A 23,710-nucleotide genomic window follows, 5' to 3' on the forward strand; every position below is an offset into this window, starting at 1 on the left:
ATTGACGGTGACAAAAAGAAAAATATTGATGCATGGAATGTGCTGCGGACGCAGCACCCATCAGTTGGAAAGGTGCAGTTTGGCGATAAAAAATCCGCAGGTTTATTTTACGAACCAAACGGAAGTTTGTTGCCAGTTGTTTGATGTTTATCTCACATCGTTGCTATCAATCGATAGCCCGTGAAGTCTACCACATTCAATCGTTCTTGTCAAACCCTTGCTTGTGGTTGATTTCGTTCGGTTTATCGTGTAGTGACTCGTTTCAAGTCATTCGTTGACAGCCCGTGAAGTCTACCACATTTAATCGTTCTTGTCAAACCCTTGCTTGTGGTTGATTTCGTTCGGTTTGTCGCGTCGTGACTCGTTTCAAGTCATTCGTTGACAGCTCGCGAAGTCTACCGCAAAGTGGCTTGCTTGTCAAATTGGTTGCAAAGGTAGGGTGATCGCCTATAATTGCTCAGGCAAAATCTGACATTACGTATCTTTTTAGCAATAGAGTAACGATATATGCAATTGGATGGTTCAAGGTTTTTTCAAAATCGCTCATCACTATTTGATTATCCATGGCGCACTTGGCTGACTGCTATCGGCGGGCTTGTGCTCTGGGCTTTATTGATATTAACAATTAGCTATCAGTGGCAGGCTCGCACAACAATTACGCTTGGCGATTATTATGATCCGCCGTTTCTCCAAGGTAATTTCTCGCCTGGCGAAGTTAGTCAAGGCAATAATCGTTCGTTTCGCTGGACAACCGGCGAGGCAACTATTGGCGTGCCATTAGCTGGCCGTGGCAGTTGGACTACCAAAATCGATGTGTTGACTCAACATCCTGATGCAAGCCCAGTTAATGCGGTGCTTGATTTTGGCTCAAATGCAGCGATCGCGCTACCCGATACCAATGAGACACGAATTATTCATGCCTTGATTCCAGCAAGCGCAACGACCAGCGGTAATGTGGCGCTTGGCTTGCGCTCAAATTTATATCAGGAACAAACTGCAAGCGCTCGGACCCTCGGGGTTGCAGTATTTAATGTTGATCTTGCTTCAACGCAAAGTCGCCCATTCTTGCCACCATTGGTAGCAGTAGTTTTGCTGAGCCTTATTTTGCTTGGCATCGCCGCGAGCATTCTGCTGACGGGCATCAATTGGCCTTGGGCGGTTGGCCTCAGCGCAGCAATTGGGGTTGGCTTGGCCTTACCAGTCATGCTAGCGCGCGTGCCACATACCTTTTGGCTGCCAAATTTGGCAGTTCTGGCGGGCTTGAGCGTTGGCTTAATTGCAATTCTGCGCAAAATCGTGCCTTGGCTCATGCGTAAAGGTGGCATCGAACTAGAGCCACGTACATTAACGATATTGCTTGGCTTATTTTTATTTGGCTTTTGGATCAAGGCAGCTGGCCAAGTGTATCCTTATATGATCGCGATCGATATTCACTGGCATATGGAACGGGTACGCTGGATTTTGGATGGACGCTTGGCCGAAATGTATAAGCCTGGCGCATTCAATGAGTCGGTGATGCCTGAAAAGGAATTTGGCAAAGAGCGGCCAATTATTCCATACTCGCCGTTTTTCCATATTTTTGCCACCACGTTTGCCTTGCTGCCCTTCCAGATGGAAACAACCGCCAAGATATTTAGCTCAATTATCGATTCGAGCTATATCTTCTTGATCTATTTCTTTGCGCGTTCGTTTGATTTTCCACGGCGGGTCGGGTTGTTGGCAGCGGCATTCTATAATGTTGTGCCATTAACGTATTTGCTGCATTCGTGGGGCAATGTACCAACCACCTTTGGCATGTGGTGGACATTTATGAGCATTGCCTTTGTGATTGGCGCGTGGGGCAAGCTTGATCAGCGTAAGGTTTGGTGGAGCTTCGCCGCACTCTTGACCGTCGCATTTTTGATGTACACGGTGATGGCAGTATTCTTGGGCTTGTTGCTGTGTATTTGGATGAGCTATATCGCCATCACCAAACGCAGCGAACGTCGCCAAGCACGCTCGGTTATTACGGCCATGCTGGTCGGGGTGCTCGGCTCAACCATTGTTTATTATGGGTTGTATATTCCAGGCATCATCGAAAAAACGATTCCCTATTTCACCACGACCTTTACTGAAGGCCAAGCAGCGGTCGGCGCGATTCAATATCAGCCAACTGCCTACGATAACTTCCTCGCTTATCGCACCCGTTTATGGAACCACGGCTTAACAGTGCCATTCTTGTTGCTGCCATTTGCCTTGTGGGTCATTGCCCGCTTGCGCACGCGTCAGCCAGAAACGCGTTTGTGGATGGGTTCGATTTGGATGTGTGCGATGATCACGGTTTCGTTGCTGTTTACCGTAATCGACCGCACCGTGCCGATGGTTGATAAACACATTATTTTCTTGATTCCAGTGTGGGCGATTTTGATGGCGATGTTGATGGATTTGGCGCTAAAACGTTGGCGCTGGAGCAGCATTATCTTTGGCTTGGCCTATCTTGGTTTGTTTGCTATGTCGATTGAATTATGGACACGGCGGATTGCATCGGTGAAACAAATATGGTAGTCGATACGAATGAAGCTCGTTTGATCGAGCAAATTGACCATTGGGTCGAGCCAATGAACTGGCGGCCAGATTATGCCTCCTGGCGCGAAAAACGCATCTGGCAAGAACGCTATCAAGCTGAACGCTTAGCATTAATCGAGCGTTTTGGTGGCGAGCTTACCAACAGCCGTATTCTGGAAATTAGCTGTGGCATGGGCGGCACATTGGTGGCGTTGGCCCAAGCTGGTGCGCACCCTGTTGCAACTGAATTCAATCGTGATTATTGCCAGATCAGCAAACTCCGTGCAGCGCGTTACGCTCTCAATTTGCCAATTTTGAATGCAGTTGGCGAGGCTGTGCCGTTTGCTGATAATAGCTTTGATTTGGCAATTTGCTGGGATATTGTTGAGCATGTGCAAGACCCAGCAGCGATGTTGGCTGAATTGCGGAGGGTGATTCGGCCTGGTGGGCGGGTCTTGCTGACAATTATTAATCGCTGGGCATGGCGCGACCCACACTATCATATTCGCGGCATCAATTGGCTGCCACGCAGTATGGCTGATCGCTTGGTCGTCAATCGGCTTAAAACCAAACAAGCAATGGGATTGCAAGATCGCCAACGGCTGAGCGAAATGCACTACTACACGATGAACCAATTTCGCGATTTGGCCCAACGACACGGCTTTAAAGTTGCCGATATGGAAGCGCTGGAGATTCAGCATGGCAGCAAACGCCGCGCCAAAGGCCTCAAAGGCAAGCTGCGCGATCTGGCCTATCGGCTTAAATTGGGCCTCCCTGCCTATTACCTGTACCGCGATTTGGTCAAAGGAACCTACGAATTGGTGCTGTGGTAATGCATATTATTCACTACAATCTGACCACGACCAGCAAAGTTGGCGGGGTTGAAAGCTTTGTCTGGGAGTTGGCGCAGCAGCAAATTCGGCTTGGCCATCGGGTGACGCTTGTTGGTGGCAATGGCTCAATTGAACGGCCAATGCCTGGTTTGCGGGTCCTAAAATTTCCGTTTATTGCTCGCGAACGCTTGGCGTGGGGGCCGTTACGCCGAGCCTATGCCTGGCGCAAATTGGCCGAACGCTTGTCGCTGTTGCCGCGCGCTTGGCCAATTTTGAAAACTGCCAATTTGGTGCATATTCACAAGCCCTATGATTTGGTCGTTGCGCCGTTGCTCAAGCGCCATGGCATTCCAACCATTTATCATGGCCATGGCGAAGATTTTTTTCGCGGCGATGTACAGCTGATGAATTTAGCAGCCGCGTTGCTTTCGTGCTCAAGCTACAATGCAGAAACCTTGCAAGGGCATTATGGCCGCGCAGCAACAGTGGTTTACAATGGGGTCGATCTTGAGCATTTTCGGCCATTAGCACCAGATCCAAACTTACGCCAAGCCATCGCTGGCGACGCAAAATGGTTGCTAGTCCACCCTGGGCGGATGATGCCGTGGAAGGGCCAGCATGATGCAATTACTGCCTTGAGTTTGCTCGACAAAAATTATCATTTGGCATTTTTGGGCGATGGCGAAACGCGCCAAGCACTAGCTGATTATGCTCAGCAGTTGGGCATTGCTGATCGTATACACTTGCTTGGCACAATTGCCCACAGCGAATTGCCACGCTACTTGGCCTGCGCCGATTTGGTGCTGGGCACAAGTTACACCTCGGAAACCTTTGGCATGGCGTTGGCCGAAGCCCAAGCCTGTGGTAAGGCGGTGGTGGCTTCGTCGTGGCGTGGCTATGATGATGTGGTGCAAGCTGGCAGCACTGGTGAGCGGTTTATTGCCCAAGATCCTGCCGATTTAGCGCGGGTCATTGCCCAGCTTTGTGCTGATGCTGGCTATCGCGAGCTACTAGCGCAGGCTGGTCGCCAACGAGTGCAGCAGTTGTTTCCATGGTCGGCAGTGGCCGAGCGGGTTGAAGCGGTATATCAGAGCATTATATAAGGATGAATTATGAGGGATGAGGGATGAAGAACATATGGCTATAGGCTATAGGCTATTGGCTTTCGAGTCTATGAAGCTAGATTTAACGCAGAGGCGCAGAGAATAAAGGGCTTCAGGCTGAAGGCTCTGGGCTAGCGGAACAATTGTGGGTATTTCGACTATCTGCCAATCCAATAGCCTGTAGCCTAGACCCTATAGCCACATCTTCGTGCTCTTTGTGCTCTTCGTGGATCAAAAACTTAACCTTGATTGATGGATCGAACTTGGTACGACTGTAGCCAATAGCCATCAGCCTATAGCCTCACCATGGAATAACAATGCAACGATTTTTTGCAACGATTGATAAATATGCCAAAGCGCTGCTCGCGACAATGATAGTGGGCTATGTAGCGGTTTTTGCGACCTTATCGTGCCTGAAACTAGCATGGTTTCGCCAAGGCTTCGATATGGCTGGCAACGAGCAAACGATTTGGAATACCTTGCATGGCCGACCATTCCAAATCTCGGTATTTGCCATGATGCGCTACGATTTTGATGATGGCCCAGTGTTATTGCAATTGCCTTTAGCATTATTGTATGGCATTTATCAATCGCCATATACTTTATTGGTTTTACAATCGATTGCTTTGGGCATTGCAGCGTGGCCATTGTATTTAATTATTCGTGATCTATTGCCTAAACCATGGCATGCTTTAGTAGTTGCCGCGATCTATTTATTGCATCCAACCACACAGCATATCAATATGTATGAGTTTCAATTGCGCTCATTCATGATTCCGTTTGCGTTAGCAGCATTGCTCTATTTGCGCCGCGAACGCTTGGGTTGGTATTGTTTATTTCTCTTTTTGATGATGTGCACCAAAACTGAGGCTGGTTTTACATTAATTGCCTTTGGTTTGTATGCAGCTTGGCAACGCAAACCTTGGAAGTTTATTGCATTTCCTTTGGTGCTGGGGCCAGCCTGGGTTGCGGTTGCCTTGGGCATTATCGTGCCAGCCTTCAGCGAGGGCGATTTTATTGCTGATATTTATAGTTATGGCAGGCTTGGCAAAACTGTTGGCGATGTGATCACGACGATGCTGACCAATCCAGCCCTTGCTTTCAGCGTCATGACCGAGCCACCAAAACTCAAATATTTGTGGCAATTGTTTGGGCTTGGTGGATTTTTGGCCTTGCTTAGCCCAACCTTGCTGCTAGCCTTGCCAGTCTTGGCGCTCAACTTGATCTCACCCAACGCGGTGCAATTTAGCCTCAATTATCAATATGGCTCGCTGGTGTATCCATTTTTAATTGTGGCATCAGTTGAAGGCCTGCTCAATCTCACCCGCTGGACGATTCGCAACCAACTATGGCGCGAGCGAGTAATCCATGGCGCGGTTCTGGGATTGTTATTGATTGGGATTATTGGCAATTTGACGCTTAACAACGTGGTAAAAACTGCTTTGGGCAATCGCGAAAATCCTACCCGAGCGGCTGATGCACGAGCAATTTTGGCCCAAGTGCCTGATAATGCCGCCGTGGCAGCCAGCACATTCCTGGCACCGCACCTTGCCCAACGCCAAGAAATTTACTTCTTCCCAGGCAATAAATCGTATCCCGCCGAATATATCGAGCGCGCCGAGTATTTGGTCGTTGATCGGCGGCCACCGGGCAATAGCTCGGTTACCCGCGCTGCTCTGGATAAATATTTGAATGATCCGGCGTGGGTCATTGTGGCCGAGGCTGGCGATTTTGCGCTCCTGAAACAGCAATAACCGAAACCACGAAGAACACGAAGGGCACGAAGAGGGAAACGTTTTTAACGCAGAAGTGCAGAGAAAGAATGAAAGGCTTCAGGCTGAAGGCTCTAGGCTATCGGAACAATTGTGGGTATTTCGACGATCTGCCAATCCAATAGCCAATAGCCTATAACCTATAGCCATATATCCTCTGCGCCTCTGCGTTAAAAATTAAGGATTGGAATGTCGCAATAGCCTATAATTGTACTGGTTCATTGGATTGGCAACCATGTGCATGTCCTCACCCCAGCCCCTCTCCCACTGAACGCGGGCGAGGGGAGCGCTGATTTTACCGACGTATTACGCAAGAACCACGAGATGAAAGCCCCTCGCCCGCCACGTGGGAGAGGGGTTGGGGGTGGGGGGATCAGGCAATGGTTAACCTGATAAACCACTACATATAGCCATTAGCCATATATCCTCTGCGCCTCTGCGTTAAAAATTAAGGATAGATAGATGAAGATTTTGATCGTTGGCTTGGGTGGAGTAACCGCAACCTTTCGCAACTGGCCAGAGCGAATTGTGGCCTTGGGTTTGGCCCAACGTGGACATAATGTCCGCGCAATTGGCACCCATGATCCCAAACGGCCTGCCTTGGCTGCGCGTCACGAAATTATTGAGGGCGTGACCGTTCAGCGGGTGCGTTCGGGCTATGCGCCAAACCGCGAGTTGCAACAGGCCTTGGAGCAAGGCCCCAAGCCAGATCTGATTCATTTTATGCATCCGCGCAATGTGCTAGCCGCCCAAACCAGTGCTTGGGCCAAAGGCCACAAGATTCCGACAGTCTATACATGGCTCGGGCCGTATCACGATGCCTATTTGGTCGATGATCGAGAGCGGCCATTTGAAACCACCATCCACTATCAACGGCCAATTTGGACCAAGCAGCAATTTTGGCAACACATCAAAGCAGCCCGCTCGTGGCGAACCATGCGTGATCATATACGCAATTGGCGTTTGCACCGCCCGCTGTGGGAAGCTGATCACCTGATTCCTTGCTCGCAATTTGAGGCCGATGAGCTGAAACGCATGGGCTTACAGCAAGAGGCAAGCGTGATTCCGCTTTGGATTGATGATTCGGCGATTAGCACCACGCCCGATAGCGTACCCGACTTGAGCGCAAGCCGGCCTTGGATTTTGTTTGTTGGCCAATTGACTCCGCGCAAAGGCTACGATTTGGCGCTGCGGGCGATGCCAGCAATTTTGCAGCAATACCCAAATGCCAATCTGTTGATGGTTTCGGGCATCAACCATGCTGAACGCGCAGAAGTTGAGCGCATCGCCCAAGAGCTGCAAATTCAGCAACAGATTCACTTTTTGGGCCGGGTTGATGATTCAACCTTGGTCAATCTCTTTCGCCATTGCGATGTCTATCTCACGCCGACGCGCTACGAAGGCTTTGGCTTGACCTTGCTCGAAGCCATGGCGGCGGGCGCGCCCTTGGTTGCTAGCGATATTCCGGTGGTTAATGAAATTGTGCGCCATGGCCAAAACGGCTTATTGGCGGGCTATAACAACCCCGAAGCCTTGGCAGCAGCTGCCAATTTGATTCTTAGCCAGCCGCGTTTGGCCGCCGCGCTACGCCAAAATGGCCAGCAAACATGCGAGGTATGGTATAATCCGGCCCGATGGACGACCGCTTTAGAGCAGGTCTATACGCGAGTAATCAATGAGCACTAAGATCGACGAAACTAGCTATTTTGCGCCGCAGGTCAGCAAATCCGACCGCAAAATTGCCGTGCAATATCGCCGCATGTTTACCTTTGGCGGCTTGGCCAAGCGTTTACCAGCAGGGCCGGTGCTTGATGTTGGCTGTGGCGCTGGCCCAGGTTTGCGCTATATTCGCAGCCGTGGGGCCACCGCAATCGGAGCCGACCCCAGCATTTATGCCTTGCGCGAAGCAGCAAAACTGATTCAAGTCGATCTGGTGCAGATGGATGCTGCGCCACGATTTCCGTTTGCCGACCAAACCTTTGGCATGGTGCTCGCCAACGAAGTGATTGAGCATGTGCCCGATGGGGTTGAATTTTTGCTGGAATGCGCGCGAGTGCTCAAACCTAGCGGCATGGTCTTTTTGACTACGCCCAATCTTTGGGATATTCGGCGGGTTTTAGCACCCTTGGTGGGCAAAGTGTGGTCGGGCGATACCGACCCAACCCATATTAATTTGTATACCCCTTGGCGCTTGCGGCAAGATCTCAAAACCGCAGGCTTCCAGCAACCACGGATCAAAACTGGCTTTAAACCAATTCGCTGGTTGCCACCACATCGCAACCCGCTTGCTATTCCCTACCCGCCATTGATCGGAAATGGGATGGTAGCCACTGGAGTACGTTAAGTGCAATCGAACAAACCGCAGCGAAGCCTCACCAGTGAGGTTTGGAGCGCAACGCTTTGGAATACGCTGCTGTTTCCAGCCCGCTTTTTAGTTGGCATCATCACGAGTGTCATTTACTACGGGCGGCTTGCACCTGAGCAGGTCGCTTTGATTTTTCTCTTGACAAGTTTGGCTGCCTCGATTGGCACATACGCCGACCTTGGCATCGAACGTAGTTTGCCCCGTTTCATCCCCGAAGTGGAAAAACGCCAAGGTCGCCAAGGCGTTTTGCGCTTTCTATGGCGCATGATTGGGCTTAAGCTGGCAATTATGGCGGTGCTGGTGCTCGGGCTGAATCTGCTGGCCCAACCCATGGGCAATTATCTCATCGAGCAGCAACGGCAAGAGATTGTTGAAATCGAAACCCAAATTAGCACGCTGCAACAGCAACCAGCCACGCCCGACCAAACCAGCAAACTCAGCAAACTGCAAAATCAACGCACTGGCACGCTCAGCGTAATCGATCAAATTGAGAGCCAAAGCCACTGGTATATGCTGGTGGTTAGCGCCTTGTTGATTTTGGGCGCACTGTTTGATGTATTTATGCAGTTTTTGACTGCCTACTTCAAACAACGGGCTTGGAACCTCATCACCCTCGTAACAACCTTGCTCCAGCCAATTTTGGTAACGATTTTCATTTTATTGGGCTGGGGCATTACCGGGGTATTGATTGGCTTAGTGCTTACGCCCTTGGTTAGCGTGTTGATGGCAGCTTGGCAAGCAATCCGTGCCAGCCGCGAGCTTTCGAATACTGGCGATGGCGAAGCTGTCGATCCAGCCTTGCCCAAGCGTTTTGCCAAATTTGCCGCCGTCTCCTATTTAATGCAAATCACCACATGGGTTTATGATATTCAGTTTGTGACCTTGTTTACGGTGACGCAGCTTAGCCCACGCGATGTGGCAATTTTGGCGTTTGCCTACAAATTTGCCAAAGATTACCTGGGCTATATTTGGATGCCGCTCAACGGCGTGATGACTCCGCTGCTTTCGCGGATCAAATTGCGCCGCGATCCGCAATCGTTGCAAGATGCTCATGGCGGCTTGGCGCGCATGATTTGGCTATTGATTGTGCCAGCAGGTGTGGGCTTAGCGCTCTTAACGCCGCGCATGGTGGCGGTGCTGTATCCGCTCTACACCGATGCCAGCAGCCTGATTATTGTGTTTATCGCCTTTACGTTTGGCGAATCGTTGCTGAGCGTGCCGCATAACGTACTGATGGTCTACGAGCAATATCGGGCGGTGATTATTTCGCGCTTGTTTGCCTTTATCAGCGTGCCGTTGGTGTTTTTGCTCTTGCCACGCTATGGCATGTTGGGAGTGGCGATTGCGGTTGGGGCGGTGCGAGTTGCCACCCGCGTGATCACGCTCTATTATGGGTGGCGCAATTTAGGACTGCAATTGCCATGGCGTTTTTGGCTGCGGGTTTGTGCTGCCAGCGCCAGTTTTGCAGTCGCATTGTTTGGCTTGATGCAACTTTGGCCGATGCCTGAAGCTGCTGCTGGTTGGCAAGCCAAAATCACCAATCTCTTGCCGCTCATGCTGTTTGCAGCGCTTGGCGCAGGCTTATATTTGCTAACCTTGCGCTTGCTCGGCGGACTTGATCCAGCTGAGCGCGAGCGTTTATTGGCCATGAAACTTCCTTTCAAGGGCGTGCTTCGGCGCGTATTATAGCTATGCAGCGATTTAAACGATATTTACCACTGGTGCTGATCGCCATTAGCGCCATTATTTTTTTGCTTCCAGCCGCCCGCCCAAGCATTAATGTAGCGATGGGCAGCGAAGGCGAGTTTTTGGTTGAAGGCCAAACCCAAAGCTTTCGCAATTTCTATGGCTTTAAAGAAGTTGAGCGCACTGAGCAAGGCACCTTTCGCTGGACAGGTGGCCGCGGCAGCATTGCCTTTCCATATTGGGAAAACGTCGAGGCTCCGTTGCAAATTCGCATGTTGATTTGCGGTTGCCGCACCGATGGCCAAACCATGCCCCTGACCGTGACGGTCAATCAGCAACGGCTGCTTAACCTTACGCTGAGCAACCAATGGCAATGGTATCAGGTGCAATTGCCCGCCAACCTAACCCACCCCGACCACGATATTTTGCTTGATCTGACCTCTGAGGAATGGCAAAGCCCCGATCAACGCACATTGGGCATCGTCGTGCAAAGTATCCAAATCGAGGCCTTGGCGGCAAAACCAGCCCAATCGTTATGGGTTTGGCTTGGCTTGGCGCTTGGGCTAGGGCTGATGGTGCTATGGGAGATTCCATTTGGCTTTGCTTGTGTGGTGTTTGGCCAATGGCTACTGGGCTTTTATGGCTATCAGCCGCAATTCTTGCCCAAGGGCTTTTTGCTAATAAGTTTGGTCTTGGCCAATGTGCTTGGTTGGCAGAGCTTGCGCAAGTTGCCGCAGCTGTGGCGTTGGGTAGCGTTGCCAATCAGCAGCTTTTGGCTGATCAGCAGCCCGCAAATCCTTGGCTCGTGGATTTTGGACGATGCGTTTATTTCCTTTCGGTATGCAGCCAATTTGGCCAATGGTCATGGCTTGGTTTTTAATTTTGATGAGCGGGTCGAGGGCTTTACTAACTTTCTCTGGACGTTGCTTAGTAGCCTGACGATTAAACTTGGAGCCGACCCAATTTTGGTGACTCATGCAACCAATTTGCTTTTGGGCATGGTCATTGTGCTGTTGAGCCTACACCTGGCGCATCGCTTGCATCAAAGTGCTTGGATGGCCTTGGCAGCGCCTTTGATGTTGCTGAATTTGCCCTTGCTCTTGTATACCAGCTTGGGCAGTGGCATGGAAACCGCGTTGTTTTGCGCTGGCATTCTGGCCACAGTCTTGTTGGCAATTAATCAGGCTTGGGTTTATGCAGCGATCACCACGACCCTGACAATTATGACCCGCCCCGATGGCATCCTGTTGGCAGGCATTATTGGCTTATTGGCGATTTGGCAAAGCTGGCGGGCTAAGCAATGGCAGCCATTGTTGCGCTATGCTGGCATGTTGAGCCTCAGCTTTATACCCTATTGGCTGGCGCGCTGGTGGTATTATGGCTATCCATTGCCCAATACGTTTTATGCCAAAGTTGGCGGCACGGCCAAACAAGCAGAACGTGGCATCAACTATTTTATCGATTTCAATAGCAGCTACTATTTGGGCTGGCTTGGTTTAGGGCTTGGCTTGGTGGCAAGTGGGCTGCGTTGGTATCGCAGCAAACAATTGCCGCTTTTGGCCATTCTGACTTGGGCGCTGGTTGGGTTATATACCAGCTATACAATTAGCGTTGGCGGCGATTGGATGCCTGGCTATCGGTTTATGGTTGCAACTGTGCCTTGGTTTGCGCTGTTGGCCAGTTGGGGCATTAGCGAGCTTTGGCAGTATCGGCGCTGGCTTGGGGCGGGGGCAATTGTGGCAACCACTGGCTTGCTGCTATTGTTGCTGCAACCGTTGCGCCAAGATCGCCCCTTGACGATTGGCTCGGCGGCGTGGTACGAAACCGATGTGGTCAATCGCTATCGTGAAGTTGGCTTGTGGATTAAAGATAGTACGCCAGCAGACACGACACTGACCGTTACCGCAGCCGGCGCAATTCCCTATTATGCAGAACGGACAACAATCGATGCCCATGGCTTGACCGACCTACATATTGCGCATATTCCGATTGACCCGAGTAAGGCTGGCAAGCCCGGCCACGAAAAGCAAGACCCCGATTATGTGCTGCGTGAGCGCAAGCCAAGCCTGATTCCATGGGTTGCAGCGCCGATGTTCACCAGCCATCCATTGTTTGAGCCAAACTATCGACTGGTTGAAGCAAGTGGCTCCGAAGGTCGGGGCATTCGCATGTTTGTTCGCCGCGATAGTGGCCTATTTGAGCAATAACTATGAATATTTCTGTTAAAGCAATCCGTGGTTTGATCATTACAGTCAGCGTTTTTGGCCTGCTCTTGCGGCTCATTTTCGCCTTGTTGCCCCTGCAAACCCATTTGCTGGTGCTCGAAGATGATGCTTGGATGGTCACGGCCATTGCCCGCAACTGGGCGCTAGGCCAAGGCATTACTGCTGATGGCATCACCCCAACCAATGGCTTTCATCCGCTCTATCCATTGACCTTGGGCGCGCTCCCATATGTCGTAGTACCAAATAATTTGGCCTTTGGCTTTACGGCCAATTTGGTGATTTGCGCCCTGTTGGCAAGCGCCGTAATGTGGCCATTGTGGCATTTGCTCAAACATTGGATGAACTGGCAAGCTGGGTTATTTGGCTTGGTGTTGTATGCCTTGAACCCAACCCTCGTGCGGCTTACCGTCAACGGCATGGAAACTTCAATGGCCTTGTTGATGTGGGTCACGACCTTGTTGGTTGCGGTTAAAATCAAGCCCGAGAAGCTGAGCCATAATTTAGGTTTGGCTGCATTGACCGCCGCCATGATTCTGACTCGCTTGGATGGCGCATTGTTGTTTGCCTCAATTGCCGCAGCGCGCCTGATTTGGGCTTTGCGAGCCAAGCGTTTACGCAGCGAATTGCCAATGCTTACCACCTATGTTGGGGTGACATTTGGCTTGCTCGTGCCCTATTTTTGGCGCAATTTGACGGTCTTTGGCTCGTTTTCGCCAAGCAGCGGCAAAGCCTTGACCTACTTGCACAGCTACGTCAACTCCTATGCGATCTCAAATGGCATCGATGGCTGGTATGTAAATAGCGCAATTTCGATGGAAATTTTGGGGCGTTCGGTTGTGGGCGCAGCAATGTGGCTGGCGATTTTTGGCATTTTTGTGGGCTTGTGGGTTGGCCGCCAGCTTTGGCTTGGCCTGCCGCTCTTGCTCTACCTGCCAATTCCCTTGGTGTACTATGGCTATATGATGCAGCAAGACAATCCACGCCACTTTGTGCCTTGGTCGCTGGCGGTGATTATTTTGCTGGCCTGGGCTTTGGCGGCTATGCTGCAACGTCTGCCATCAATTAGCTATTTGGCGGTGCCAGCAATTATCGCTGGAGTGTTAATTGTCCAAACGCTGGATAGCTCGCAGTTTTGGCGCGAAAAAGAAACCGCGCCCAGCCAATCGCAGCCAACGATGTATCAAGCAGCCTTGTGGATGCGCGATAATTTGCCCAGCGATGCCTTGATTGGAGCCAAAAACTCGGGCATTTATCAATATTATTCAGGCCATCATGTGCTCAATATCGATGGCAAGTTGAATAACGATATTCTCGCAGTCTACGATCAACGGCGGATGCTCGATTATTTGCGCGAAAAAGGCGTGACCCACTTGATCGATCAAGAGGGAACCATGGCCGATCATGTTCAGTTTTATAGTTATCAATTTGGCGAACGGCCTGAGCATCGCGTGCCAACAACCTTGACTCAATTTAAAATCTATGGCCAATTGCTGCTCAGCAGTTTGGGCGTGGCCGATAAACCAGTGCTCGATCGGCGCGATGGCTTTGTGCCAAATCAGCCATTTAGCAGCATTACGACCGTGATTCAGCGCTTCCAACGCCCAAATGATAGCAATAATCCAATTGCCATCTTTGAACTTAATTAAAAAGGATTTGCATATATGGCACGTTATTTGGTAACTGGTGGAGCAGGCTTTATTGGCTCGCATTTGGTCGATGCCCTGTTGCAACGCGGCGATAGCGTGCGGGTTTTCGATAATTTTTCAACTGGCTATGAGCATAATCTGGCTCATTGCATCAACGAAATTGAGTTGGTGCGGGGCGATTTGCGCGATGCAGCGGCGGTTAGTCAAGCGGTGGCTGGCTGTGATGTAATTTTTCATGAAGGTGCCTTGCCCTCAGTACCACGCTCGGTCAGTGACCCGCTCACAACCGATGCGGTCAATACTGGCGGCTCGTTGCATATTTTGCAGGCAGCGCGCGAGCATGGTGCGCGACGTGTCGTTTTTGCTGCTTCATCATCGGTCTATGGCGATACGCCGACATTGCCCAAAGTCGAAAGCATGGCCATGAGTCCCAAATCGCCCTATGCAGTGAGCAAAATGGCCGCCGAAAGCTATTTGAAGGTCTTTCATCATGTTTATGGCTTAGAAACGGTTGGCTTGCGCTATTTCAATGTGTTTGGGCCGCGCCAAGACCCAACTTCGCAATATTCGGGCGTGCTTGCCCGCTTTATGACGTTGGCGTTGCAAGGCGAACCCTACACGATGAACGGCACGGGTAATCAATCGCGCGACTTTACCTATGTTGCCAATGTAGTGCAGGCCAATCTGCTTGCAGCGAGCGTGCCTGCTGCTGCTGGCAACGTGTTTAACATTGCCTGTGGCGTGCGCGTCAGCCTCAACGAGATTGTGGCACTGCTCAATAAATTAGTTGGCAAAGAGTTGCCAGTCATCTATGGCCCAGCCCGCACTGGCGATGTTGAGCATTCGTTGGCCGATATTAGCGCTGCCCGTGAGGTACTAGGCTTTGAGCCAAGCATCGATATTGAAACCGGCATTGCGCGCACGCTGGATTGGTATCGCACTCAGGGAGCCTAAATTCAATGCGCATGCTCTACTTCACCACTGCCTACAACGCAGCCTTGCTCGATCGGGTGCATGAAGAATTTTTGTTACGCTGGCAAGAACTTGGGCACGAGGCCTGTATTTTGGTGCCCGACCCCAACCGCGAGCGCCAAAGCCGTTGGTTGGTTGAAGATGGCGCGATTAAGGTCTATCGGCCAGCGGTGAGCATGCTGCGCAGCGATCGGGTGCTGAATAATCTTGGGCGGCGCTTAACCGAATATAGCTACTTTTTCAGTTTGCTGCGCGATTATCTGCATTTTTTGCGTCAACACCCAGAAATCGAGCTGATTCACGTTGAATCGGTCTATCCATTGGGGGCGATTGCGGCATTGGCTTCGCTGGTTGATGGGCGGCCATTTGTGCCAACAATTCGCGGTGGCGACTTAATTGCTGATGATTCGATTAGCTATGGCTTTGCGCGCTACAAACGGGTGCAAGCTTTGTTGAAATTGACCTTTGCGCGCGCGGCAGCAATTCGTTCAGTTTCGCCGAGCGCCAGCGCTATGGCCAAACAATTTGGCTGCCCTGAGCAAAAAATTATCACGATTGGGCGCAACATTCGTGACGAATATTTCGAGCGCGATCAAGCAGCGTTTCGGGCAGAAAGCCGAGCGTGGTTACGCCAAACCTACCCAGCAATCGCAGGCCGCAAAGTGATTGTGGCCGCAGGCCGTTTGTTGCCAGTCAAAGGCTTTGACGATTTGATTCGGGCTATGGTTGGCCTACCACAGGCTGTAGCAATAATTTGCGGGCCAAATCGGGTTGATGAAAAACTCGGCGATTATGGCGAATATTTAACGCAATTGGCCCAAGATTATGGCGTTGCTGATCGTATAATTTTAACTGGTGGCATTCCGCGTGAGCAAATGCCCCAGTATTTTGCCGGAGCCGATGTGCTGGCAGTGCCATCAATTATTGAAGGTGGCAACCGCACAGTTTTAGAGGCCGCCACACTGGGAGTGCCATTTGTGGCAACGCGCAGTGCTGGCACCCCAGAGTTTTTTAGTGCCGCAGCCGGAATTAACATCGATCCACATCGGCCCGACCAACTCTGGGCTGGCTTAACAACAATTTTAGCTGAACGCAGAGAACAAGCTCAAGCACGGAGCCAACGCTGTCAACAAGAGGCCCAACAATTCTATTCGCCACAGGTAGCCCAACGTTTAGCAACCTTGTATGCAGCAATTTTAGCGAAATTGCCAATATCAGGGAACTTTTAGCTAATCTTCATCTTTTAACCTACTAAGAGCGTTGAATCTACGTTGACAGAATCAACAGCATCGTGCTACGCTCATGAACTGCAATACACCAATCAATGGTGTATTCATTCCAAACTCTCACCAGAACTTAGGAGGAGTTCAATGCGACGAAATATTATGGGTTCCTTGTGTGGGCTAGTGTTGCTCACAACCACGTTGAGTGCTTGTGGCGCATATACCAGTGCTCAACAAGGGTCACTAGGCGAGCTACCAACCGCTCCGCCAGCGCCAACCTATGCGCCATTGCCAGCAGAGGTCGTTCCAGCAGCGCCCGCCATTGAAAATCCAAATAAGGCTCCTGAACTGTTTAGCAGCAGCTTTGACACTGACCTCAGCCAGTGGCAAGTGGTCGACGTTTGGATGAACGCAAGCGAAAAATCCAAATGGGAAGTTAAAGAAGGCCGGGTTGAGCAAGTAACCGGGCCAGAAGGCTGGCCAGCAGTTGCGCCAACCGCCTTGGTTACTGGCGATAAAACCTGGAGCGACTATAGCATTACCGCCCAAGGCTACTCATGGGGCAACAGCGTCATGGGCTTGGTTGGTCGGGTGAATGAAAATGGCTTTTATGTTGTTGCAGTGCGCCCAGCTGGGGCCGAAGGTGGCAAAACCATCACCTTGCAGCGCTACGATAGCAAAACCGAAATCTTTACCCAACTTGCGGAAACCAATGACAAAGGTTGGAACTTGAAACAATGGACAACCCTTGGATTGAGCTTTAAGGGCAACACCATTACAGCTACCCTTGACGGAGTTCCTGTACTCGAAGCCCAAGATGATCAGTTCAGCAGTGGGCAAACCGGGGTTTATGGATTTGCCGAAGGAATGCTTACGTTTGATAATGTCATTGTTCAACAATAAGGATTCACAATGAAACCAATGACCTCGAAAAAATCCATAGGGTTACTCGGCATTTTAGTCGTAAGCCTCTTTGCTTCGATGTTAACTGCCAAAACCCCGCCAGTTCAGGCTGCGCCAAACGCAGTTGGTTGGGGCACGGCCCAAGTTGTCGCCGCAGGTGCACTCAAAAACTTGCACAGCGATGTTGCGATCGATAGCAATGGCAAAACCCACATTACTTGGATTCGACTTGCCGCTAGCACCTCTGATGCTTCGGAAGTGATGTATACCAATAATGTGAATGGCACTTGGCTAACGCCCTATGTTGTAAGCAACAGTGCTGGTCACGGCGCTGATCCTTTTGTCTCAATGGCAGTTGAAGGGAATCGCGCGCACATCATCTTTATTTCATTTAGTGGGATTGCGGTTCACCGCTATCTCACTTTCTCAGGCAGCAGTGTTGTGCCAAGCGTGGCAACCAACTTAAGCTCAACCAAAAGCTCAACCCCTGAGATTATTACTGACAAAACTGGTCGGATTCACGCCTTCTGGGGAGACCGCCGCGCAGGTGCTACGGCGCAAATTGTGCACCGCATTTGGGCCAATGGCTCATGGGAATCAAACACCGGTCGGGTTGTGCGCAACGATGGTTCAAACCAAAAGTATCCTCGCGCCACCGCAACTGCCGATGGTCAGATTCACATGACCTTCCTTGGCGAAAACAAGTTCCCATACCAAATTTTCAACGGTACAACTTGGATTTCGGCAGGCAACCTTGATACTGGCAAAACCAAAATTGCAGCCTTAACTTCAAAAGGCAATACGGTTATTGCAGTCTATACCTTGGCTCCATCAACCCACATTGTCTACTACAAACAAGGTAACAATGGCAACTGGAGCAATCGGGTGCAATTAAGTAGTGGCGCAAGCTACGATGAATTCCCAGCGGTTACCTACAACGAGCAAACTGACCGCGTTTATACAACCTGGTTGAGCGGGCCTGGCGACACCGCCCAAGCCTTGGTTGCCCAAGAAATCAACCCAGGCATTAGCTTTGCGCCAGTGCAAAAAATTGATTCAGCGCTGGTTGGTCGGGCATGGCCCCAAATCGAAACTCGTGGCTCACGAGTTACTATTGTTTGGCACCATCGCACCGTCTCAAGCCAACCATTCAATGTCTATCGCATTGAAGGCAATACTGGCGGTGATGACCAAATAACCCCTACGCCATCGATTACACCAACGCCAACTCAGCCACCAGTTGGCTTTACCTTGGCGCGCAGCAGTGCTAGCCCAAGCACCAATCCGAACGTCACTTTGGCGATTTCAAACATGATTGGCAACCCCGACCAAATGCGGGTCAGCACTACGGCCTTTACTGCTCAATCGGCAGGCCCAAATTGGGAAGGGCTTAATACCAGCAAAGTTGTCAACACTGGCGCTGGAGTCAATTCTTGTTTGACAGCTGTTTATGTGCAGTTGCGCAATAGCAGCAATGGCCAAGTTTCGAATGTGCAATCGGTCAGCGCGGTCATCGACACTGGGATTCAAAGCGTACCGCAAATCTACACCATGGAAACGGCCCCCAGTGCCCGCCCAGCCAATTTGACTGAAGCCCAAGTGCAACCATTTGCGCCTGATCGGGTTTCGGAAAAATATACCCGCAATATGACTTTTGCCTATACAATTGCCCAAGAAACAGGCGGTTGTTCAGGTATTGCGCGGCATAAAGCAGGCCCGTTTGCAGTCAACAATTCAAGCTATCCATATAGTGGCTTCTCGGCCTTCGATAGCTTTGTGACTGGCAATGATAGCAACGGCACTGGCTTCGAAGAACAAACGGTTAATGCAACCGTAATTCTGACCGATACGCTTGGCATTCAAAGTGTCGTCAGCAAGCAATTTACCTATGATGATGATGCTCCAGTCTTGAGTGCTGGCGGTAGCATCAGCTTGCCAAACGGCGCAACTACCAACGTCTCAGTTATTCCGTTGAATTTCACTGCATCAGTAACCGACGATGGCTACATGAATAGCGCGCCAGCAGATAAACGCTATTGGGGCGTATGGGCCGTCGCAACCACCAGCACCACCTTGCCAAGCCCGCAAGACTTCTTGCAATATGGCGATGTGATTGGCTTGGAAGATGGCGCAACCAGCGTCGACTATGTGCGCTTGGTCAATGCCTTAACTGGCACGCAAGCAGGCACACGCTATGTTCACCTGCGCTTCCTCGATGGAGCAGGTAACTACACCAGCAGCGGTTTGACTTCTGAGCCAATTACCTTGCAAGCAAACTACACTGGCTTGCCAAACTATCTCCCATGGGTTACCAAAGCCCAGTAAATCACACCAACAGGGGCAGCCATTGGCTGTCCCTGTTCGTTTAACTACCCAACCACCTCAGGGCTTATCCAAATCGCCAAACCGCAACTTGGTTGCGCAAAGTGCGCCACATTTGATCAATAGTGGTACTATTAGCCTGCTTCACGCAAGCTTGATTGCTGGCGGAGCGCTTTGATCATGACATTTTTTTGCTATTGAGCTATCACATGCATAGCTGTGTAAATTAACATATGCGAATTGCTTATATTGCTTATCCAACCAGTTTGATGCTGGCCTCAGCCAATGCGATTCAAACCTGGACAACCTTACGCGAATTGCGCCGCCAAGCGCCCAACACGTTGATTATTATCCCGCGCTGGTTGCGTGAGCCAAGCCGCTTCAAAGAGGTCGGGGCAACCCACTTGCAACGCCCAGCAATCGGCAAGCTTTCACGCTTTAAAAAATCGACCTTGTGGTATTACGCTGAGCGCAGTGTATTTGCCGCCATGACTGCTGCCGTGGTTGCCGCTCAACGCTGGCGCGGCGAAGCGATCGACGTGGTGTATGTGCGCGAGGTGATTGCCGCTGGATGGTGGGCCACATTCTGGGGGCCATTGCTCAAAATCCCAGTCATCTACGAGGCCCATGATCTCGAAAGCTGGAATCCTTCGCGCGCCAAAGAAACGTGGGTTCAGCCGGTGCTCAATTTGCTCGATCGCTTGACGCTTGGGCGTAGCGCCGCTGTGGCTTCATTAACCGATGATTTTCGCCAATTGTTGGCGCGTTTGGGCTGGCGCAAACCAAGCGATGTGGCCGTCATTCCCGATGCCTTCGACGATTCGCTGTATCAGCCAGAAGATCGCCAACAAGCCCGAACACAGCTTGGGCTGGACGCAACAGCACCATTAATTGTCTATGCAGGCATGACCTTCTCCTACCGTGGGCTTGATCGTTTGATTGCAGCTTTTGCGCAGGTGCAACAAATAATGCCAAATGCTCAATTGTTGTTCATTGGTGGGCGGCCAGCAGAAATTGCCCAATTCAGTCAGCAGGCCAACGAATTGGGGCTTGGCGCAAGCGTGCGCTTCCTTGGCGCGCTGCCACAAAACGCAACTCCAGCCTATTTACACGCCGCCGATGTTTTGGTTATTCCCGATACGGTGACTGATGTAACGGCCTCGCCGCTTAAATTATTTGAATATTTGGCGGTCGAACGCGCTGTTGTCTTGCCCAACATCCCAGCGTTGCGCGAAATTTTGCCTGAGCAAATAGGGTATTATTTTGAGCGCGGCAATACCCAGGCCCTAGAACAAGCCTTGACCACCGCCTTGACCGACGAGCAGCGCCCAGAGCGCGAGCAAGCAGGCCGCCAATGTGTGCAAGACCATACCTACACGGCACGGGCTGGCCGAATCAAAGCGTTATGTCAGCAGATTAGCCAAACTATTAACTAGCATTATTGCTACTCACGAATGATAAGGATTGTATGCATCCCTTAGATCAACTTGTTGAAGAGTATGGGCAGACGATGCCCGCCGAAGCCAAGCCAGCCTATTTTCGCTTGCATCGTTACCGTTTTCGGGCTTTGCTGCGCGCTTTGCCAGCAGCCCCAGCCCGCATCCTCGAAATTGGCACAACACCTGGGACGTTTACCGGCATTTTGCGCCAAGCAGGCTACCAGGTTGCAGGCATCGATCTGTTTCCCCAAGATCGGGCTGAGCTTTGGCAAAAACTGAATGTTGAAGTTAAGTTTTGCAACCTCGACGAGCAGCCAATTCCCTATGCCGATGGCGAATTTGATGCGGTTGTGTTTTCCGAGGTGATTGAGCACCTTGCTGGCTCGCCGCTCAAGCCACTGGCCGAAATGCTGCGCGTGCTCAAGCCTGGTGGCCGTGTGATCATCTCCACGCCCAATCAGTTTTATTTCAAAAGCCGCATGAAAACCGTTGGCGATGTGCTGTTAGCTCGCCCATTTGAATCGTTCAAGGAATTTACGCGTTCGATGCAGCTCGATGGGCCGCAGCGCTACTACAATCATAGCCGCCTCTACACCATGGCCGAATTACGTTGGATGCTTGAAAAGGCTGGTTTCAACGTGGTCAAGGAATTTTTTGGCGATGCATGGGAACGGGTCGGCATCGAAAAAGGCCGCATCTTGCGCCACCCATTGCGGGTTGCGACCAAAGCCGGGTTGTGGCTCCTAACAAGCCTACGGCCTGAATGGCGTTCGATGCTGCTGATCGTTGGCACAAAGCCCACCAGCTAGGCTATTCCCTCACCCCCCAACCCCCTCTCCCACTACACGCGGGCGAGGGGGAGCCGACCATTGTTCACCAAGGAATTGGGGGAGAACCAGCGCGTTAAAGCCCCTCGCCCGCGCCACGGGAGAGGGGTTGGGGTGAGGGGATCTTAACAACCTACCCTTGTAAGCCAACCCCCTCTCCCACTACACGCGGGCGAGGGGGCGAGCATGCGTGGTTCACCAAGGAATTGGGAGAAAACCACGCTGTTAAAGCCCCTCTCCCGTTGGACGGGAGAGGGGTTGGGGTGAGGGGGATTTTCACAACTATCCTTCTAAGCCAGCCCACCCAATGCGAGCAAGGGGTTGGGGTGAGGGCATCATAACGACCATTTACACAGTGAGGACCAAGGCCCACCTATGAAGCGTCTTTTATCCCAAGCTGGGCCAGTGGTGATTGTGGCACTCTGGCTGGCCTTGCTGCCAATTAGTTTATTTCGGCTGTATGCCACCGACGAAGTGCAATACTTTGCCTATTTGCGCTCGGTCTATTTCGATGGCGATTTGGATTTTGCCAACGAATACGGCTATTTTGCCGAGCTGGGCATGCAAAAAGGCGATCCTGCGGTCTACAATGCTTTGCTCAAAGATCGCTCAAGTGATCCACCGCTCAACCCCAAAACCGGTTTATATCGCAATGTTGCGCCTGTTGGCTCGGCCATATTGTGGTCGCCGTGGTATGTCGTAACCGATGGCTTGGGTGGCCTCGGCGTGTTTGGCGACGTGCCGCGCGATGGGTTTAGCCAGCCCTATATCATTGCGGTCTGTTTGGCCTCAGCTTGCTATACGCTTTTCGGCTTGCTGCTCTCGTATCGTTTGGCGCGACGTTGGGTTGGCATGTGGTCGGCCACAATTGCCACATTGAGCATCTGGCTGGCCTCGCCGCTGATCTGGTACACCTATATTCAGGTGCCGTGGTCGCATGGCGCTGGCTTTGCGATGGTGGCCTTGTTTATCACCATCTGGCTTGGCCCCGCCGATCAGCCCTTGCACAGCCAACAATCGCAGCGTTCATGGCTGCGCTGGCTGAGTTTGGCGATTGTTGGCGGCTTGATGACGCTTACTCGCGAGCAGCTTGGCCTATTTTTGCTCTTGCCTGCGGTTGAGGGGCTGATTGCCTATGCCAGCCTGATTCGTCAAGGCCAATGGCCACAAGTACGTCAACTCTTGGCCAAGCATGTCTTTTTTGTGGTGATATTTGCCCTAACATTAATGCCTCAGCTGATCAGCTACAACATTTTGTATGGCCAGCCCAAGCCATCGGGCACGGTTTCGGGCAAATTAAACATCATCAGCTATAAATTTTTCCATACCTTATTCGACCCACGGCGCGGGGCGTTTATCTGGCATCCCTTGCTGCTGGTTGGCTTGGCAGGCTTGATTTGGCTTTGGCGCAAGGATCGGCTGATTGCTGGCTTGCTTGGATTAGGCTTGTTTGCCCAAATCTATTTAAATGGTGCGTTTGGCTCGACATGGCACTTGCAAGGCTCATTTGGCTTTCGGCGCTTGATCGAATGCACACCAATCTTCATTCTTGGTTTGGCCTTGTTGATTGAACACATTCGCTGGCCCAAAGCAGCAATCGCCACGCTCGCGCTGATATTTATTTTCTGGAATGGTGGCTTAATCTTCCAAGCAGCAACCGATCGCGAGATTCGTGGGCCGGGCTTGCGGTGGAGCACAATGCTGGCCGATCAGCTCAAAGTGCCACAATTGGTTTGGCAAAAAGCCGACCAACTGCTGTTCAATCGCTGCGAAGTCGTTAAAAACTGCTAACATCAGGTCGTGATGGGATGCAGTCACGCCACGCTTGGCATATGATACTATCCCAATAC

Annotated in this window: 16 protein-coding genes; all 16 read left to right on the forward strand. The window is 51.3% G+C overall.

Annotation, left to right across the window (positions count from 1 at the left end):
• Positions 1–507: 507 nt before the first annotated feature.
• The 16 genes from ACFMKP_RS20430 (at position 508) to ACFMKP_RS20505 (ending at position 23,651) form a co-directional block, all read left to right on the forward strand.
• Complete coding sequence (locus tag ACFMKP_RS20430) at positions 508–2,544, forward strand: hypothetical protein (RefSeq protein WP_382294582.1); 2,037 nt, start codon at positions 508–510, stop codon at positions 2,542–2,544.
• Positions 2,538–3,377 (forward strand): methyltransferase domain-containing protein, encoded by an 840-nt coding sequence (locus ACFMKP_RS20435; RefSeq protein ID WP_382294584.1) that lies wholly within the window; start codon positions 2,538–2,540, stop codon positions 3,375–3,377. The genes ACFMKP_RS20430 and ACFMKP_RS20435 overlap by 7 nt, the downstream gene beginning before the upstream one ends.
• Complete coding sequence (locus ACFMKP_RS20440; RefSeq protein ID WP_382294586.1) at positions 3,377–4,480, forward strand: glycosyltransferase family 4 protein; 1,104 nt, start codon at positions 3,377–3,379, stop codon at positions 4,478–4,480. Before ACFMKP_RS20435 ends, ACFMKP_RS20440 begins: the two co-directional genes overlap by 1 nt.
• Positions 4,481–4,797: 317 nt before the next feature.
• On the forward strand, positions 4,798–6,234 hold the full coding sequence (locus tag ACFMKP_RS20445) for a DUF2079 domain-containing protein (protein WP_382294588.1): 1,437 nt from the start codon (positions 4,798–4,800) through the stop codon (positions 6,232–6,234).
• Between the two features lie 480 nt (positions 6,235–6,714).
• Entirely contained in the window at positions 6,715–7,938 is a 1,224-nt protein-coding gene (locus tag ACFMKP_RS20450; RefSeq protein WP_382294590.1) for a glycosyltransferase family 4 protein, read from the forward strand.
• Entirely contained in the window at positions 7,928–8,596 is a 669-nt protein-coding gene (locus ACFMKP_RS20455; RefSeq protein ID WP_382294592.1) for a class I SAM-dependent methyltransferase, read from the forward strand. The genes ACFMKP_RS20450 and ACFMKP_RS20455 overlap by 11 nt, the downstream gene beginning before the upstream one ends.
• Complete coding sequence (locus ACFMKP_RS20460) at positions 8,597–10,306, forward strand: lipopolysaccharide biosynthesis protein (RefSeq protein ID WP_382294594.1); 1,710 nt, start codon at positions 8,597–8,599, stop codon at positions 10,304–10,306. It abuts the gene before it with no gap.
• Positions 10,307–10,308: 2 nt separating this feature from the next.
• Positions 10,309–12,510 carry a hypothetical protein gene (locus ACFMKP_RS20465; RefSeq protein ID WP_382294596.1) on the forward strand — a complete coding sequence of 734 codons (2,202 nt, stop codon included), beginning with the start codon at positions 10,309–10,311 and terminating at the stop codon, positions 12,508–12,510.
• Positions 12,511–12,512: 2 nt separating this feature from the next.
• Positions 12,513–14,174, forward strand: coding sequence for a glycosyltransferase family 39 protein (locus ACFMKP_RS20470; RefSeq protein ID WP_382294598.1), 1,662 nt, complete (start codon positions 12,513–12,515; stop codon positions 14,172–14,174).
• 15 nt (positions 14,175–14,189) lie between these two features.
• Positions 14,190–15,128 (forward strand): SDR family oxidoreductase, encoded by a 939-nt coding sequence (locus ACFMKP_RS20475; protein WP_382294600.1) that lies wholly within the window; start codon positions 14,190–14,192, stop codon positions 15,126–15,128.
• Positions 15,129–15,133: 5 nt separating this feature from the next.
• The gene (locus ACFMKP_RS20480; RefSeq protein ID WP_382294602.1) at positions 15,134–16,375 is read left to right on the forward strand and encodes a glycosyltransferase; all 1,242 of its coding nucleotides are present in this window, start codon (positions 15,134–15,136) and stop codon (positions 16,373–16,375) included.
• A gap of 141 nt (positions 16,376–16,516) precedes the next feature.
• Complete coding sequence (locus ACFMKP_RS20485) at positions 16,517–17,272, forward strand: family 16 glycoside hydrolase (protein ID WP_382294604.1); 756 nt, start codon at positions 16,517–16,519, stop codon at positions 17,270–17,272.
• 9 nt (positions 17,273–17,281) lie between these two features.
• Positions 17,282–19,597: a hypothetical protein gene (locus tag ACFMKP_RS20490; protein WP_382294606.1), complete on the forward strand. Its 2,316-nt coding sequence runs from the start codon at positions 17,282–17,284 to the stop codon at positions 19,595–19,597.
• Between the two features lie 230 nt (positions 19,598–19,827).
• Positions 19,828–21,030, forward strand: coding sequence for a glycosyltransferase family 4 protein (locus ACFMKP_RS20495; RefSeq protein ID WP_382294608.1), 1,203 nt, complete (start codon positions 19,828–19,830; stop codon positions 21,028–21,030).
• Between the two features lie 32 nt (positions 21,031–21,062).
• The gene (locus ACFMKP_RS20500; protein WP_382294610.1) at positions 21,063–21,842 is read left to right on the forward strand and encodes a methyltransferase domain-containing protein; all 780 of its coding nucleotides are present in this window, start codon (positions 21,063–21,065) and stop codon (positions 21,840–21,842) included.
• 393 nt (positions 21,843–22,235) lie between these two features.
• On the forward strand, positions 22,236–23,651 hold the full coding sequence (locus ACFMKP_RS20505) for a hypothetical protein (protein ID WP_382294612.1): 1,416 nt from the start codon (positions 22,236–22,238) through the stop codon (positions 23,649–23,651).
• Positions 23,652–23,710 lie beyond the last annotated feature (59 nt).

The sequence above is a fragment of the Herpetosiphon sp. NSE202 genome (assembly GCF_042688385.1).
Classification (GTDB): domain Bacteria; phylum Chloroflexota; class Chloroflexia; order Chloroflexales; family Herpetosiphonaceae; genus Herpetosiphon.